The 15643-nt window shown below is 70.9% G+C and carries 16 protein-coding genes and 1 pseudogene; 2 read left to right on the top strand and 15 right to left on the bottom strand.

Annotation, left to right across the window (positions count from 1 at the left end; genetic code table 11):
- Positions 1 to 937 precede the first annotated feature (937 nt).
- From ACFXGX_RS41215 to ACFXGX_RS41175, 9 genes are all read right to left on the bottom strand, one after another.
- Positions 938 to 1372 (bottom strand): NUDIX domain-containing protein, encoded by a 435-nt coding sequence (locus tag ACFXGX_RS41215; RefSeq protein WP_384802958.1) that lies wholly within the window; start codon positions 1370 to 1372, stop codon positions 938 to 940.
- A 358-nt stretch (positions 1373 to 1730) separates the two neighbouring features.
- Complete coding sequence (locus ACFXGX_RS41210) at positions 1731 to 2852, bottom strand: NADAR family protein (protein WP_384802955.1); 1122 nt, start codon at positions 2850 to 2852, stop codon at positions 1731 to 1733.
- Between the two features lie 398 nt (positions 2853 to 3250).
- Positions 3251 to 4192 carry a TniQ family protein gene (locus tag ACFXGX_RS41205; protein WP_384802952.1) on the bottom strand — a complete coding sequence of 314 codons (942 nt, stop codon included), beginning with the start codon at positions 4190 to 4192 and terminating at the stop codon, positions 3251 to 3253.
- Positions 4116 to 5147, bottom strand: a complete 1032-nt coding sequence (locus ACFXGX_RS41200) for a TniB family NTP-binding protein (RefSeq protein WP_384802949.1) — start codon at positions 5145 to 5147, stop codon at positions 4116 to 4118. The genes ACFXGX_RS41205 and ACFXGX_RS41200 overlap by 77 nt, the downstream gene beginning before the upstream one ends.
- Positions 5144 to 6730, bottom strand: coding sequence for a transposase (locus tag ACFXGX_RS41195; RefSeq protein ID WP_384802946.1), 1587 nt, complete (start codon positions 6728 to 6730; stop codon positions 5144 to 5146). The genes ACFXGX_RS41200 and ACFXGX_RS41195 overlap by 4 nt, the downstream gene beginning before the upstream one ends.
- Positions 6673 to 7383, bottom strand: coding sequence for a TnsA-like heteromeric transposase endonuclease subunit (locus ACFXGX_RS41190; RefSeq protein ID WP_384802943.1), 711 nt, complete (start codon positions 7381 to 7383; stop codon positions 6673 to 6675). The genes ACFXGX_RS41195 and ACFXGX_RS41190 overlap by 58 nt, the downstream gene beginning before the upstream one ends.
- Before the next feature lie 241 nt (positions 7384 to 7624).
- On the bottom strand, positions 7625 to 7948 hold the full coding sequence (locus ACFXGX_RS41185) for a hypothetical protein (RefSeq protein ID WP_384802940.1): 324 nt from the start codon (positions 7946 to 7948) through the stop codon (positions 7625 to 7627).
- Between the two features lie 96 nt (positions 7949 to 8044).
- The gene (locus ACFXGX_RS41180) at positions 8045 to 8230 is read right to left on the bottom strand and encodes a hypothetical protein (RefSeq protein ID WP_384802937.1); all 186 of its coding nucleotides are present in this window, start codon (positions 8228 to 8230) and stop codon (positions 8045 to 8047) included.
- The gene (locus tag ACFXGX_RS41175) at positions 8227 to 8427 is read right to left on the bottom strand and encodes a hypothetical protein (protein WP_384802934.1); all 201 of its coding nucleotides are present in this window, start codon (positions 8425 to 8427) and stop codon (positions 8227 to 8229) included. Before ACFXGX_RS41175 ends, ACFXGX_RS41180 begins: the two co-directional genes overlap by 4 nt.
- Positions 8428 to 8446: 19 nt before the next feature.
- Here ACFXGX_RS41175 and ACFXGX_RS41170 point away from each other — a divergent pair.
- Positions 8447 to 8779: pseudogene (locus tag ACFXGX_RS41170) on the top strand (cation-translocating P-type ATPase); the annotation flags it as partial.
- A 30-nt stretch (positions 8780 to 8809) separates the two neighbouring features.
- On the opposite strand, the gene ACFXGX_RS41165 reads toward ACFXGX_RS41170, so the two are convergent.
- The 6 genes from ACFXGX_RS41165 to tpg form a co-directional block, all read right to left on the bottom strand.
- The gene (locus tag ACFXGX_RS41165; protein WP_384802932.1) at positions 8810 to 9661 is read right to left on the bottom strand and encodes a hypothetical protein; all 852 of its coding nucleotides are present in this window, start codon (positions 9659 to 9661) and stop codon (positions 8810 to 8812) included.
- A 243-nt stretch (positions 9662 to 9904) separates the two neighbouring features.
- Positions 9905 to 10303: a hypothetical protein gene (locus tag ACFXGX_RS41160; protein ID WP_384802929.1), complete on the bottom strand. Its 399-nt coding sequence runs from the start codon at positions 10301 to 10303 to the stop codon at positions 9905 to 9907.
- A gap of 5 nt (positions 10304 to 10308) precedes the next feature.
- Complete coding sequence (locus tag ACFXGX_RS41155; RefSeq protein WP_384802926.1) at positions 10309 to 10788, bottom strand: hypothetical protein; 480 nt, start codon at positions 10786 to 10788, stop codon at positions 10309 to 10311.
- Between the two features lie 398 nt (positions 10789 to 11186).
- Positions 11187 to 11465: a hypothetical protein gene (locus ACFXGX_RS41150; RefSeq protein ID WP_384802923.1), complete on the bottom strand. Its 279-nt coding sequence runs from the start codon at positions 11463 to 11465 to the stop codon at positions 11187 to 11189.
- 95 nt (positions 11466 to 11560) lie between these two features.
- Positions 11561 to 12580, bottom strand: a complete 1020-nt coding sequence (locus ACFXGX_RS41145; RefSeq protein ID WP_384802921.1) for a hypothetical protein — start codon at positions 12578 to 12580, stop codon at positions 11561 to 11563.
- Between the two features lie 137 nt (positions 12581 to 12717).
- Positions 12718 to 13242, bottom strand: coding sequence for a telomere-protecting terminal protein Tpg (tpg, locus tag ACFXGX_RS41140; RefSeq protein ID WP_384802961.1), 525 nt, complete (start codon positions 13240 to 13242; stop codon positions 12718 to 12720).
- A 1162-nt stretch (positions 13243 to 14404) separates the two neighbouring features.
- Between tpg and ACFXGX_RS41135 the strand changes: the two genes are divergently transcribed.
- Positions 14405 to 14743, top strand: coding sequence for a lipid asymmetry maintenance protein MlaB (locus ACFXGX_RS41135; protein ID WP_384802918.1), 339 nt, complete (start codon positions 14405 to 14407; stop codon positions 14741 to 14743).
- Positions 14744 to 15643: the final 900 nt, after the last annotated feature.

The raw sequence follows: 15643 nt of genomic DNA, 5'->3' as shown, positions 1-15643 counted from the left end.
GTCCTGTTCTGCCCCTAGAAGGCGGGGGCAGAACAGGACGGAGGAGCGGTAAGAGGGTTCGGGCATCGTCTGGTGGGCGTCGCGCGTCGGGCGGTGGCCCTCCGCGCTCGCGCCGACCGAGTCGGCGCCCCGGCGGGGTGGTGAGGCGAGGAGCGGCCGGACACTGCACGGGATCCTGGGGGATTTGCCATGACATCTCCGGGCCCGGTAGAGAGGTTCGCGCTGTCCAGCGACTGATGCGTCTCGACGAGGTCGGCCAGCGAAGCCGAAACAATCTGTTCTTCGGGAGTACTGTCCACCCACGCCATCTGCCGACCTTCACGGGTGTGGCCTCAATGGGGTTCCTCCATAAAACTCTCATGACCCTCGGGAAGGGCACTGAGCTGCCCTCAGCGGCCGTGCTTACCGGCACAGGTCCCAGCGGAGGTGGACCAGAGATCGCCATTCCGCACAGCCTGGGCATAGCAGTCCTAGAACAGCGGGAGTGTGGCGGACAGATCGATGCCGAACTCCGCTTCCGCGGCCTCAACGCGTGGCCCCCTGCTTCCTCCACGCCAGGGTCGGACTACGTGGCAAGCGGAAGTTGGGCAGGGCGTGGGTCATCCCTCCGGGCGGCGGCTGCGGTCCTGGTCGCTTCGTCTGTCTTCGGGAATGTCCGGGCGCCGGGTCGTGTTGTGGGGGGTGTGGTTGTGGAGGGGACAGTGTCCCCGGGCCTCACCTATAGCCCATGAGGACGATCGTCCGGCTGAAGCCTCATGGAGCCTTTCGCCGCGTAGGCGACCGCCCTTCACAGCCACACGCACCTCGACGGTCCGCCCCGTGATTGCACGGGGCGGGCTGTTTGTGGCTCTCAGCGGCTGCGCGACGGCCTCGAGCGTCCCGCAGCCCGCTGCCTGTGCACGGTCGATCGATCACGTGCGCCCCTCGGTACCGGGGTTCAGCGTCCGCTGGAGCGGTGCTCGGCCATGAGCAGGGCCAGTGGTCCCGCGGGCAGGAGGAATCGTCCCTCGCGCACCGCGTGAAGCGCATCCTGCATCGGCCACCACATCAGCTGGAAGTCCTGTTCCGTCGCGGTCAGTTCCTGGGCTCCCAGGGTCAGGTGGCGGGCTTCGAAGAGGTGGACGCGTGCGGGGGACTGCAGGGTGATCGCGTGCGAGCCCAGCGGTGTCCAGCTCTCGGCGCTCACGCCGGCTTCCTCGCGCAGCTCGCGGCGGGCGCACTCCAGTGGACTCTCGCCGTCTTCGCGGCGGCCTCCGGGAAGGAACAGATACGGGCCTGCGTGGGTGGGGAAGTCGGCGCTCAGCAGCGCGACGAGATCGTTGTTGTCGCGCGCTACGACCACCGAGGCATCGCGCAGGGATCCATGGCTCATACCAGCTCTCCAGTGCGGGGCAGTGGTCGGCGGCCGATGGCGGGCATGACATGCGCGTTGGACAGCAGGCCGTGAACGGGACAGGCCCACAAGAAGAGAGTGTGGCCCGGCCCTGCCAGAGCGCGGGCACGGGCTGGGCCACGGCTGAGAACCCTGGACCGGGCAGCGGCACCCAGAACCCTCAGGCGTTCGCGCATCAGGTCCACTCCCACGTACGCGACTGCTGGTCCAACGATCCGCGAGCTGCCCGGACACGGCGCTCCGAGCGGTGAAGATCCACTGCCGCATCACTTCTGGGTCCCGTTGACCCGTCTCACCGAAGTCTGACCGGCTCAGGGAGGTCGCACACCTGGCAGCTTCACATCTCGAGAATCCCTGCTCGTTGTGCTTGCAGTTCGGAGCGGACGAGTTCGAGGATGCGTCCGGACCAGTTGCGGCCTCGGCCGGCGTTGTCGCCCCAGAAGGTCGAGTTCATGTCGTCGTAAATCACGGTGGCGTCGTCCGTCGCCAGCAGGGCCTCAGCCAGTTCGGGGTGCTGGTCGTACTTGGCGTTCAGCAGGTGTGTCATGACGGCGGTTCGAGCGTGTTCCCAGCTCTCGCGGCGAGGGGCCTCAGTGGCAAGCACGCGTGCTGTGGCGGCGGTCTCTGCTGCCGCGATCGCGAGCCGGGTCTCCGGATCGGCGACCGACAGGGCCCAGTAGGCGTGGGCGACGGAGGGGTAGCGGGTTCCGTTGACCGTGATCGGGGCGGGGTAGTCGTGTCGCAGGCTGAGCATGCCGGGATCGTCAACCGGCTGCGTCGGGAACGAGTGGTAGAGCTGGACGGCGGGGGCGTGCGGTGTCGCCGGTCCGTCCGCGGGGACGCGAGTGGCCCTCTCGGCCGTCCAGCGGGCCCGCTCCTCGAAGTACGCGACGGCGCTGTCGTAGTCCTTCTGTGTGACCGTTCCGTCGAACGGCAGGTAGGTCTGGGCGCCGGGCCCTGCCACCAGGACCCGTAGCGGCCGGTCCTTGTTGTCCATGTCGCCCAGCGCGTAGCGGCGCTGCGATTTTGGGATGTTCAGGAACGCGGCGCGGGCCGCGGCCCGGTTCCCCTCGGTCCGGTCGGCGAGAAAGACGTCGACGGCGGCCAGGCAGCGGCCGGTCGAGTCGGACCGCCCGTTCAGTTGGTCGATGGTGTCGCGGACCTCAGCGACCAACAGCTCGGGCGTGAGCCAGCTCTTCGGTTCGCAGAACTTCCAGTCCGCCAGCTCGTGTGCGGAGGCCTCGCCGCCTTCCGGGAAGCTGGTCGCCACCCAGCCGGTGCGCAGCTTCTCCTCGAACTCCACGACGGTGACCAAGCCCCAGCAGTCGATGAGCCCGTCAGCGTAGATGAAGAGGTCGGTGAGGAAATAGTGGCCGCCGTTGCGGATGAAGACGTGCCGCCAGGTGCCGGGTATGCGGACGCCGTCCGCCGTGCGATAGGTGATCCGGTTGCCGATCATCCTGGGATTGTGCCGGAGCGGCCGCTGGCAGGCCGTGAATCTGCTCCGGACGCTTCCAAAACCTCACTGCCCAGGACCGCCCGCATTGAACTGCGGACAGACTTCGGTGAGACAGACGTCGACTGGTCAAGCTTCGGTGTGGCGTAGCTGACGCTTTTGCTTATTGATCTTGATGGTGACCTGCTGTTGTTCAGTTGTGCTGAGCAGTGTGTTCGCCTTGCGGGGGCAGCCGATGCGGGGCTGCGGGGTCGGTGACGGGTGGTAGGTGGGCTTAGCTGGCTGTTTGGTGTTGCGCAGTGAGCTGGGTGGGGCGGCGGTTGTTGCTCAGTGTGGTTGGCGCGCCTATAGGTACCGGTGCCGGCTGGTTGTGTGCGGGGGCGGCAAGGGGTGTGGGCGGTTCAGCGGGTGGTGAGGCGTTGGCGGAGCAGGTCGTGGCCGGCGGGTGCGAGGCGGGGCAGTTGGAGGCGGTGGGCGAGGTCGTGGAGGAAGGCGGTCTGCTGGGTGGGTGTCAGGGGGTGTGGGGGCAGGCGGTCGAGGGCTGTGGCGAGGGTGAGGGTTTCGGGGTAGGTGATCAGGTTCCGGCAGGTCAGGGCGGGTGAGGCCGGGCCTGGGGTGAGGTGGGGGTTGGTGGTGGTGAGCTGGTGCAGGCGGGTGTGCCAGCGCTGGTGCAGGTGTTGGTGGTGGTCGTACCAGCGTGTGGTGATCGTCGATGCCCAGCTCAGGGAGGACGCCGTGGGCGGGCGGCGGGTGGTGAGTTGGGCACGGGTGAGTTCGGGGACGGCGCGGATCTTGAGGGGGGTGCGCTGTCTGGGGTCGCTTGAGGCTTGCTGGTGGCGGGTGCAGATGAGGGCCCGGGGCAGGCCCGGTGCCGGGTGGATCCATGCGGGGACGGCTTGGTGCGGGCTGCGGTGAGCGGTGCAGGCGGTGCACGCGGGCAGCGGCTGTATTACGGGCTGGGCGGGCTGCCAGCGGGCGGTGGCGGCGCGGGCCGTGCCGATGGCGGCGGGCGGGGGCCGGCGGGCCAGGGCGCGGGCGAGGTGTGCGAGCGGGATGCGGGTGAAGTGGGACAGGCGGCGGGCGGCTTCGTTGCTGAGGTGGATTTCGGTGGCGGGCGGGGCGGCGGGGGTGCCGGTGGTGGTGATGTGCAGGCCGTCCAGGAGCTGGGCGGCACTGAGGTGGTAGGCGGCCGCGAGGCGGGTGAGGTAGGAGGCGGTGGCCTCGCGGTTGCGGCTCGCACGGCGGGGCGGCTCGCGGTGGGGGTGGTCACCGGCTGCCGGGCCGGGCGCGGCGGGCGGGGGTGCGGGGCCGGTAGTGCTCCTCGGCGAGGTGGTCCAGCGCAATGGAGTCCAGCAGTGTTCTGGTGATGCGCTCGCTGGCGTCCAGGATGGCTTCGATGGCGGCCTGGCGGATCAGGCGGGCCAGGCTGCCGATCCGTCCGGCGGTCCGCTCGTGCAGGTAGGGAGCCAGCCTGGGCAGGCTGCCGGTGCGGTGGGCGGGCAGGTCGAGGGCCGCTTCCAGGGCGGCGATCAGCTCGCGGAACGGCTCCCGGCCGCCGGCGCGGGCGGGCAACGCCCCGCAGTCGATGAGGGAGGCGCGCCCGGCCAGCTGCGCACCGCGCACCCCGGTGAACACCGTGCCGGCGGTGACGTCGATGCCCGCGTAGACGAAGGTGGCGGGTACGCGTTCGGTGAGGTCCTTGAGCCAGTCGGCGGCCTCCGCGCCGGTGGAGGTGCGCGGGTTGAGGCGGTGGATCTCGTCGATCAGCACGAGCTTGACCCCGGCCGCGGTGTAGGTGTGGCAGACAGCCGTGGTGATCTGCGCGGTGGTCATGCGCGTGGTGAGGGGGATACCGAGATAGCGGGCGAACTCCCCGGCCAGGGTCTTGGCGGTGGCGCCCGGTGGCACCAGTACATACGCGACGGGCACACGGTCGTTGCCGGGTTGGGCGCGGCGGGTGTGGGCCAGGTGGCAGGTGCGGCCGACCTCGAGCAGCGCGGTGGTCTTGCCGGTGGTGGCCGGGCCGGTGACGATCAGCGACGGGCGGGCGGTCACCTGCTGGTGGCGGCCGAGGATCATCAGGGTGCGCACGCTGCGCGAGAGGGTCTCGATGGCCGGGGTGCGCACGGTGACGAACCGCGAGTGGTAGGCCAGGCGTTCCTCCGGCGAGCGCGGTGCCTGGCCGGGCTGCGGCGGAGTGGGCGGTGGGGCGTGGGCGAAGCGGGCGAAGGCATCGAAGGTGGTGACTGCCTGCGCGGACGTTTCCTCGACGGGGGGCGTGGTCTCGGGGCTGGTCACCAGTGCTCGGCCTCCTCGAAGGCGTCGTACAGCGCGAATCGGGCCGGCGCCAAGGGCTCATCGCCACCGGCTTGGCTGCCGTCATCGGCAGGGGTGCGGGCGCCGGCGGTGTCGGGACTGTCCTCGGCGTCCTGACCGCCCCCGGTCTGTGCGTCACCGGTCTGTGCGTCGTGGCCTGCTGTCTGCGGGCCCGCCCTGCCTGCCGCCGGCACCTGGCGGGGCGTTGCTGCCGTGGGTGCGCCGGGGCCGGGCAGGGGACGGGCGCGGCGCAGGACCTGGTCGGCGGCCTCCGCGAGGGCCGCTTCGTGCTTCTCGCGGTCCGTGCGCCGGCCGAAGGCGGCGCGGATGTGGCGCCAGGCGGTCTCGCCCATGGGGGCGTGGACGTGGTCGCGGTGGATCCACGGGATCTCGTGCAGGCGCCCGTCGGGCAGCCGGATGTAGATCTGCCGTACGTCGTGCGGGTTGAGGTGGATCTCCCACCTGCCGCCGGGCCCGGCGGTGCAGGGCCGTCCGCGGTGCTCGTTGAGCACGGCGTGGTCGTAGGTGCGGTGGTTGATGCGGATGCCGCGGCCGGTGACGGGATGGAAGCGCACCGGCAGCAGTTCCAGGTAGTCGGCGCCGCCCAGCGGCCACGGCACGTACCCGCACGCGCCCAGCAGCGCGCCCCACATCTCGTTGGGGGCCAGCGCCTTCTTCGGCAGCAGGGGGTGGCGCAGCCCGTCGTGCGGGCGGTGCTGCCAGCACGCGGTGATCCATTCGTCCAGCAGTTCCTGCAACTGCGCCACCGTGAACCGGGCTTCGTCCTGGACCGCCTCGCCGCGCGCCAGGACGTGGGGGCCGGTGTAGCCGGCGACGTGCTGCGCGAACAGCGAGTTGATGCTTCCGAACGTCCGCTCGACGGCGCCCTTGGCGGCCGGGGAGCGCGGCGGCGCGGGCTGCACGTTCACCTCCAGGGTCTCGCAGGCGGCCAGGAACGCGGCGGAGACGAAGATGGCCCCGCGGTCGATGACGATCGTCTCCGGCACCACCACCGGCCGCGCCGCCGCCGACTCAAGCCGCCCGTCCAGGGCGAGGAGCCGGTCGTAGGGGACGGCGGCGTGCGCCAGGCGCAGCTGTTCGCCCCAGCCGGGCCGCACTGGGTGCGGTACGGCCATCTCTGCCAGCAGCAGGGCGGCGTCCACGGCTTTGGTGCCCTCCTCGCGCAGCACGGCCGCCACCACCGACCTGGTCGCCACGTCGAGAGCGATCGTGAGTTCCGGGCGCACCGCACGGCCGTCCTCGCCGATGGCCATCACATCGAGGCGGGTGGTGTCGATCTGCACCAGCTCGCCCGGCTGCAGTGCCACCGTCGGCGTGAAGGGCCGCACCGGCGCGGCCGTCGCGGTGCGGGCGGGCCGTCCGGGATGCTCCAGCGGGTCGGCCAGTACCCGCGCCAACCGGTTGAACGTCGACGGCGCGGGCAGTGCCACCGTGCCCGGCCCGTGGGTGTCGGCCAGGATGTGCCCGGTCAGCTCCCGCAGCCCCTTCAGCGTGCCCTTGGAGCGGCCGCGCTGGCGGCGCAGTGCCTCCAGCACCGCGGCCACCACCCGCTCATCGGCCTGGCCGGTCGCACGGGCGCGTCGCGGTGGCGGGGATGGCGGTAGCCGGCCAGCCAGCGCACGTTCGCCGCCACCACCGCATCCGGCGGCACCAGCCGCCGGTAGGTGAACCCGACCGCCGCACACGCCGCCTGAAGCACGGCCGCCGCGCGCGCGGCCCGCCCCGCAGCCGGTTCTGCGGTGGCGGGGCAGTCGGCGAGCAGGGCGCTTCCGTCGGCGTAGCGGGCGAACAGCTGGGGCACCCAGGTCAGCGTCCGCCTGCTGTCCGGGTCCCGCCAGATCAGCCGCACCGGCCGCGCCGCCAGTGCCACCACGCGCGGATCGCGGTCCAGCAGCATCAGCTGCATGCACATCGCCTGCGAACCGTGCGTCACATGCCGGCCGGTGGTGGCTGACCACCACCAGCCCGGCCCCCACCGCCGCCCCGGTATCACCGGGAACGCTGCCACCGGCGCCAGGCGCTCGAAGGGCTCCGCGACGGCGGCCTCCGCCCAGCGGCGCTGCACCAGCAGGCCTTCCGGCCCGGCGAACTCCGCCTCCACCGCGGCGCTTTCCGGCACCCGCACGGTGCCGTGCGCGCGGGCGGGTAAGCCGTCCTGCGGGCCGCCCTGGCTGCTTTCCGTGATCACATACTCCACATAACGCCCTACCGGTCACGCCGCGCAGGCGAACCGGCCGGTAACCCCAACTACGCTGCACCGTTGGTTCATTGGGGTTTGCGCGGGGTCAGGATGACACCCGGACGCGCCGCTGTCAGTGCACACCCCTGCACTTTCCCGTCCTCGGGCCGCGGGGTGTGTGGGCAGGTGGGATCCCTTCGCCGCTATCCCAGAGACGACAGCACCCATCCCGAGTCGTCCTCGTTTGAACCGAGCCGGATCAGGGCGCCGGACGGCATCGCCGCGCCGCGCCGCGCGCGAGCGTGTCGACGAAGGCATCCGCGAGCGCGTTGACCTGCTCGCGCCCGTCACCCCGGTCGTCGTCGCGGACACCGGAGTCGAGCCACAGGTGGTCGCGGTGTCCCGTGACCTTCAGCATGATCTTGAACGTCTCGTGGTGGTAGTGCGGATCGCTCACGGTGACGCCCACGACGGTGTCGCCGCGCACCAGGTCGTCCCCGACGCGCACCCACACATCACGTTTGGCCACGGTCCACCATTTCCCGCCCAGGCGGGTCAGCAGCCCGAGCGTGTCCGTCCTCAACCCGCCTCCGGCCAAGGCCGGAGCCGGTCTGCCGCGGCGCCAGAGCCGCCGTGCTCTTCTGAACCGCCCGGGCCAGAGTGGCGGTGGAGGCCAAGGTCAAAAGCGGCCAAAGCCGCGGTCGGGGTCGCGGGCCTGGCTGGCGCGGAAGGGCACGAACCACTGGGCGGCGGCCAGGTTGGCAAGTCCGAGGGCCTGGTTGATCTCGTTACCGCTGTCCTCGATCCCGTCCAGGGAGGCGTCGAAAAGCATCAGCACGTCGTGGTCCTCGAACAGGACGGTCAAACACCAGTCCCAGTCGAAGTCCTGGGGTCCTCATCCAGGCCCGCCACCGTCTGCGCCACCAGACGCGGCCGGTTCCGCGTCAGCGACTTGGCCCGGTCGATGCCCAGGTGCAGGGCCATCTCCTCGCCGGTGCAGCGCGGGCGGACCGTACCCGTCTCGGCGAGGTCGCCAGCCAGGTCGTCGAAACAGCGGGCCATCTGCCGCCGCCACTGAGCGGCGACCTTCGCGATGTACCTGATCGCGCGCCACTACTACACGGGAGAGGGCTCGCTGGAGGCGGAGACGAGCGCCGCGACGCTGACGCTGTTCCTGGTCTCGATGTGGGTGCTCGCGATCATCGCCCGGCCCTACACCTGGTGGCGGATCTGCCTCGTCGCCTCAATGGGCGGGGCGTTCCTGCTGGTGCTCGTGGTGCCGGGGCTCCAGCACTTCTTCGCGCCGAAGCTGGTCGGCACGACGATGCCGTGGATCGCGGTGCTGATCTCGGTGACAGCGGCGGCCGTCCTGGAGTTCCTGTGGAGATGGGTCGACCGCCGCGTGCCCGCGTAGGGCTACGTCACCTGATGGCCGTGCGTCCGGTCACCGCACGTCGACGAAGTCACCGGCGGTCTTGACGGCCGGGGTGGTCTTGGTGCCCGCGAAGCTGTAGCGGAAGTAACCGTCGACGGTGGCCGTCGTGGTCGTCTTCAGGTTGCCGACACTGTCCGTCTTGACCGTCTTGACCGTGGTGTACGTGTCGCTGCCCTTCTTGCGGAACTGGAGCTGCACCGACTGGCCCGTGTAGCCGTGGTACTGGAGGTCTTCCCAGTTGGCGCGGGAGAGCTTGCCGGTGACCGTGACGGTCCTGCCCTTCTTCACCGGCTCCGGCGCGGCGTTGACCGTCAGCCTGGAGGCGCGCTGGAGCTTGACGGTGGTGGTGGGGATGTCCTGGTAGACGCGGCCGACCTTGCTCCAGTCGCCGCCGTCGCTGTCCGAGTCCACGCCGTTCAGGGCGACGGCGACGCCCCAGGCCCACCAGGTGGTGGCGTTGCCGTTGAACCTCAGGTTGTCGCCCGGGGTGAGGTCGATGACGGACTTGCAGGTGGCGGTGGTCGACGAGGTCTCCGTGCAGGTCGGCTCCCCGTCGAACATCACGTCGTCCTTATTGTCGAAACTGCCGCGGTAGAGACCGATCTCCATCCTGAAGTCGTCGGCGTTGATGTCGACGGAGGCCGCGTGCCTGATGCTGTACGTGACCGGAGCGACGACCTTCTTGGAGATGCCGACGACGATCGGCTTGCCGTTGTTGATCTTCACGGAGGAGAAGGTCAGGTCGAGCTCGTAGGGTTCCCCGTCGGAACCCGTGGAGCCGGTGGCGTGGGCGCCCGGCGCGACGAACGCGGAAAGGGCCAGGGCGCCGCAGACGGCGGCCACGGTGGCACGGATACGCATGTGATCCCCCAGAGGAGACAGGACCCGGACGTGGACGTTCCTTGCGGCTCGTGGTCACAGGGCCCGAGTGACGACGGAGTCTGGTGACTCGTCAGAGATGATCGCCGAGACGCCCGAACGGTTGTACGGCGGACGGAATCTTCGTGCGACCTCCACGAGGACCGGGGCGGGCGCGCGGACGGCCGGAACGGACAGAGGTCCCCGGCCCTCCCTAGGGCCGGGGACCTCTGGTCGCGTCAGGTGTTACCGCACGTCGACGTAGTCACCGGCGGTCTTGACGGCCGGGGTGGTCTTGGTGCCCGCGAAGTTGTAGCGGAAGTAACCGTCGACGGTGGCCGTCGTGGTGGTCTTCAGGTTGCCGACACTGTCCGTCTTGACGGTCTTGACCGTGGTGTACGTGTCGCTGCCCTTCTTGCGGAACTGGAGCTGCACCGGCTGACCCGTGTAGCCGTGGTACTGGAGGTCTTCCCAGTTGGCGCGGGAGAGCTTGCCGGTGACCGTGACGGTCCTGCCCTTCTTCACCGGCTCCGGCGCGGCGTTGACCGTCAGCCTGGAGGCGCGCTGGAACTTGTTGCTGGTGATCTGGTCCTGGACGGCGCGGCCGACCTTGCTCCAGTCGGCGTCCTCGTCGTCCGGGTCCACGCCGTTCAGGGCGACGGCGACGCCCTTGGCCGACCAGGTGGTGGCGTCGGCGTTGGACAGCAGGTCGTAGCCCGGGGTGATGTCGATCCTGCCCTCGCAGACGGGGAGCGCAGACGGCTGCGCACGCGCTGCGCGGCCTCTTCAGGAGCGGCCAGAGCGTTGTCGATGATCTGCAGTTCGTCGGAGAAGGGCTGGGCGCCAAGCAGCGTGCCGGCCTCGGCGAGCAGGGCGGAACCCGCATCCGTGCAGGCGTTCTTGCCCGGCAGGGCCACGGCGAAGTAGTTGTCCGTCAGCCGGTCGACGACAGCGGCCACCACCACGGCGGCGACCAGCGGATCGGCGAAGGCCTCGTCCATCTCCAGCCGGTCGACGACCAGGACGCTGGAGGCAGACTCGATGAACTCCTCGAACGCGTCGGTGAAATGGCCCTCCTCGTCCAGGAGCTGGGCGGCCACCAGCGCCGGGAAGGACTGCTCGTCGGCCATCCGCTCGCGCAGGTTGTCGGACTGCCAGTACAGACCGCGTACGGGCCGTAAGGCTTCCCACCTGCGTGTCGGCCACGGTGATGCGCACCTCCCAGGTCTGCACCCCCTGCGCGGCAGGGTCCAGCAGCTGGTGGGTGTGGTGGAAGGTGAGCGCCAGCTGGGCAAGGTCCGCCCCCGCTGCCGCCGGACCCGGTCGACTGCTCAACGTGCTCCCTCGGCGCCTGTCCTCGACCGCCGCCTGCCGAGGCTCCGCAACAGCGTAGTGGCCAGGCGCCGCCGGTCTTCTGGAAACGGCGCGCACGCGCATCCGGGCCCGGGAGGCGAAAGCAGCCCGCCTCCCTGCGGGCCGGGCTGCGCCGTGCAGTGGGCAGAGCCCGCCACGCCGGCCGCCGGGCACCTCAGCCGTGGTCCTCGCCCACGGTCACGATCTCCGCCAGTTCGTGGGCGGGCAGGCGGGCCCACGCGGCGACCTCCTCCAGTGCCACCCCGGCGGTGACGGCCGCCACGGCCGTGTGCGCCAGAGCCTCCTCGACCAGCTCGGCGCTGCGGGCGAGGTGCTCCAGCAGGGTGCGGGCCACCTCGGCGGTGGTGCCGCTGTGCACGCCGCGCAGCTCCACCAGCTGCTCGCCGGCCTCCTTGACCAACTGGGTGATGCGGAAGCGGTGTTCGGCGGACACGGTGGCTCCCCATCGGGTGCCGGAGCCGCCCGAACGCTGCTCGGCCGCCAGGACGCGCAGCTGCCCGGCCAGGTTCGCGGGCTGCTGCTTGCTCCTCAGATGCCACGGATCGTCCTGCCGTCCCGGCGCACTGCTCCAACGGCGGGCGCGTACGACCGCGCCCGTCCAGTCGTGCAGCACACTGCCGTGGTCGGTCGCGAGCAGCGGCCCCAGCCAGGGCCGTCCCACCCGCTCTCCCAGCTGGTGGCAGAACGGATCGTCCTCACGCCGCGCGCGTGGCCGCGTCCCCCGCTCGACTTCCAGAGCAGGTCGGCCGTCGCCGGATCCAGCAGCATCCCCGCGACCGCCACGGCTTCGGGGAAGATCGCCGCGTCCCGGCCCACGATCCGCCACCACGCCAGCTCCGCCCCGGCGTTGCCGCCCGCCAGCCGGTGCAGACGGCGCGGCCAGATCTCCTCGCGCTCCCAGGACAGGGCCTCATCCCACCAGTGGGCCGCCACCGCATGGGCCAGAGCGAAAACCTGCTCCGGCTCCACCCCGGCGCTCACTGCACGCCGGGCCACCCCCGCCCACCGCCGCTGCGCCGCCACCATCTCCGGCAGCTGCTGCAACGCAAGGTGTTCCAGGGGCTGGTCGGCGTCCGCGTCCAGCAGCCAGCGCCCGTGCCGGATGCACACCCGCTGCCAGCGCGGCACGAACCGCACCGCCCGCACCGCCTGCCCGGTGCGCCGCGCGGTGCACAGACGGCACCCGAACGCCGCCGGCCCCGCCACCGCGGACGCCGCCCGCCACCGCCCCCGCGCCACAGATGCCTCTCCACCGCCGCCGATGCCGGGATCCTCCACCGTGAACGCCGGCAACGCGCGCGCCAGCACCGCCGGCTCCACCCCGCACAGCCCGGCCAGCACCCGCCGTCCGGCCTCGTTGAGCAGCAGCTCGGCATCGGCCCGCACCCCGCCGCCCTCGTGCCGGGCGGGGGAGCTGCGACACGTCCACAGCCGCAGCACATCGGCGGCCGCCAGCCCGTAGCGGGCCGCGGCCCGCCCGATCAGCGACGAGGTCAGCTCCCCGGCCAGCGGCACGGTCCGCAACGCACCTGTCTCCACAGCTCTCACCGACACCCCTCGCCCGCGCCCCGACCAGAGCAATGTGGCACGCCCGGCGAGGCCGGCACGCCCGATCGCCAGGAACTCACCCGCACGTCGGGCAGGGCACCCGGTCAGGTCCGTCCGTCTGCACCGGACTGTCTTGCCTACAGCTCGAACCGGAGGTCGACGAGGTCTTTGAGGTGGACTTCGAGACCGTGGGCGCGGCGACCGCCGTCGCGGAAGTACACCTCGCCGAGGGCTTCGGCGGCGATCTGGCGGAGATCGTCCTCGTCGGTGCCGTCCTGCTGGGCCTGGAAGAGGCGGGCGGCGTGGTGGGGCGGCAGGGGGAGGGTGAGGTGGCGTACCCGGGACTGGTCGGTGCTGCCGGCCGGAGCGGTGTAGCCGAACCGCCCCTGGACGTCGATCATGATGCCGCTGGTGGTGGCGGCGGCCTGCCTGGCCCGGGCGCGGATCTGCGGCTGCCAGCGGGCGAGGACCTCGGCCCCCAGCCGGTCAGCGAGCTGGGGCCGGGGGGTCTTGATCTGGTTGTTCACGTACCGCTCGACGGTGCGCTGGCTGATGCCGAGGAGTTCGGCCACTAGCTTCGTCCTGCCGCCGTGCTGTTTGACGAGGTAGCGCATCTGCGCTCCGGCGGACTTGGGCAGCGGGCGTGTGAACGCGCCCTGCACAGCCCGCTCGAGTTCTTCCGCGACGGTGACCGACGAACGATGGGCGGCGGTCGACGTACTGGACTGGGACCGGTCGCGCGAGTTGTACCCGCATCTGTGCGAGGACTGCCAGGACCGGGCTGTCGCAGCCCGGGCGCAGGCCGAGCCGACGAACGCGAGCGCCAGAAGCAGGAACGCCTCGGGCTGGAGGCTGAGGAACAGGCTGCCGCGCAGGAGGCCTGCGGCTGGCGCTCCCGCTTCCGCACCTGAGCCATCGGGCATAGAGGGGCGGCCCGGGACTTCGGAAAGGGTGGAGCCGGTCCGGGGCCGCCGCTGCTCATCATCGTCAGCGGACAAGGGATCCCGCCACGTCAGTGGGGCGTAGGAGTGAGAGCGCCTCCCGCGCGTTCTTTGTGTCGGGGGCCTTGAGCGCGATCCTTGCAGTGTGGTGAGGAAGCCAGTGCGCCGATGCGCGCAGTGCAGAGAACTGCTGCCCAAGGACGCCGGGCCGAACAGGCGGTACTGCGACACGATGTGTCGCAGCCGCCACTGGCGGCGCGTGCAGCGCCATGAGGAGATCTACCAGCGCGCCCTCTGTGAAGGCTTGCAGGTGATCCGGGGCGAGTATCTGTGGGCGCAGGGCCTGTGCCCGGTGTGCGGCGTCTCGGTGTCGCTGCGTAAGCGGACCGACTCGGTGTACTGCTCCCCGAAGTGCCGCACCCGGGCCTGGCGACTCCGCCGGGAAGCTGTCGGCGCGGCTGGTGACGGATCCGAACGGCCGTTGCCAGAGGCGTCACCCCGTGACGCCTATCCATCATGCTTCCGGTGACAGCGAGTTTGGACCGCTTGTCATCGAAGTTGGACCGCAGGCTGTGCGGGGCGACGGTGGCGATGCCCGGCGTACGGTCCCGGGGTGAGCGGTGCCGTGACGTGTGTGCCGTGCGGGTGTGGGTCCCGCTCGATCCAGCGCGTGACTGGTATGTGTCCGGAGCCTTCGGCGTCGTGGGACGATGGCCGGACGAGAGATGGGCTGGTGTCCTGTGCCGTGAGGGCAGGGGCTGGTTTACGGATTCCGGGCATTGCCCCCTTCACGGGCATTCGGGATCCCACCATCGCTACCGGAGCCGTGACTGTCGGCGCTCGGTTCCTTTGGGCTCATGACCCCCGGGAGGGGGCGCCCACCATGCGCGTCACCACGACGAGCGATGGCGTCACAGCCGTCATCACCCCCTACGGGGAAATCGACTTCCACGTCCTGCCCCGCCTGCTCACCGCCAGCCAGGACCTGCCGCCGTCCGTCACCCAGGTGACCTGGGACCTGCGGGGGGCCCGGTTCATGGACGTCGCCGGCCTCCACCTGCTCATCCACCAGCGAATGACCTGTGCGGACACCGGCCGCACCCTGAACGTCACCGGCCTGCGCCAACAGCCACTGCGCCTGCTCCAGCTGGCAGCAGAACTCTTCCCGGCCGGGGAGTGGGGCGGCTTCCTTCCCGACCACCTGCCGACGGCTATCCCCTGAGCTGCCCTTCACGGTCAAAGCCCCCTGGGATCCCGGCGGTCCAACTTCGATGGCAATCAGTCCAGGCTCGCTGTCACCGGGCACGCGTGGCTTCGCCCGAAACGGCCGTGCCCCTTCACAGCGGCTGCCAGACTCGAAGAGTGGTGCCGTTCTCATACCCGCGGGCGGTACCACGCCCCGGGTCAGCGATCCGGGACCGGAACGGGGTGGCCCGGCAACTGCACCTGCCGGGCCATGCTGCGCTCAGCGCGCGGACGGTCGGCGTCGCCGATTCCCCTACCGGCGCCCACGCCGAACCCTCTACCAAGTCCCCTAGTTCTGATCCCTAGTTGTGTGGTGGGGGCGGGCGCAGAAAACCGATCACGGAGAGCCGGGAAGAGGGTCGGGGCCCACCTGGTGGCGTCGCGCGTCGGGTGGCGACCCTCCGCGCTCGCGCCGGACAGGGCCGGCCGGGGGCCAAGGGTCCACGCAACGGGTCGGCGCGGTCAGGAAGGCCCAGTGGTGGGCTCTGTCGGCACCGGGCCGGTACGTGCACCCGTTCGGCTCACACGGACTTCGGGCTGTGTCTCGTTGCTCACGGCATGACGATGCAGGAGGTATCGAGCATGCCCGGCGGCGCCGGGCCGGCCCTATCCGTAGGATCTCCGTCGCCTTACAACAATGATCAAGCCCGCCTTGCGCTGCGGGGTCTGTTGGAGGATGCCCTGGCCCGCTTGCTGTTCCTGCACCCCGTTGCCCCGCCAGGCCGGACACCCCGGATCCCCAGGGCCGCGTACACAACAGGGGTGGCTGCTGGTCGGGAAGTGGTGAGGCGGTCCGGCATCGGAGGGTGAGTCGGCGCCGGGCCGCAACGCCAGCCTGCATCAGCGAGAACGCCGGCGCCACGCTGATGCGGCACAG

It is taken from the genome of Streptomyces sp. NPDC059371 (assembly GCF_042751995.1).
GTDB lineage: Bacteria > Actinomycetota > Actinomycetes > Streptomycetales > Streptomycetaceae > Streptomyces.
The sequence above is the reverse complement of the archived record's forward strand: the minus strand, read 5'-3'. Positions and strand labels throughout refer to the sequence as shown.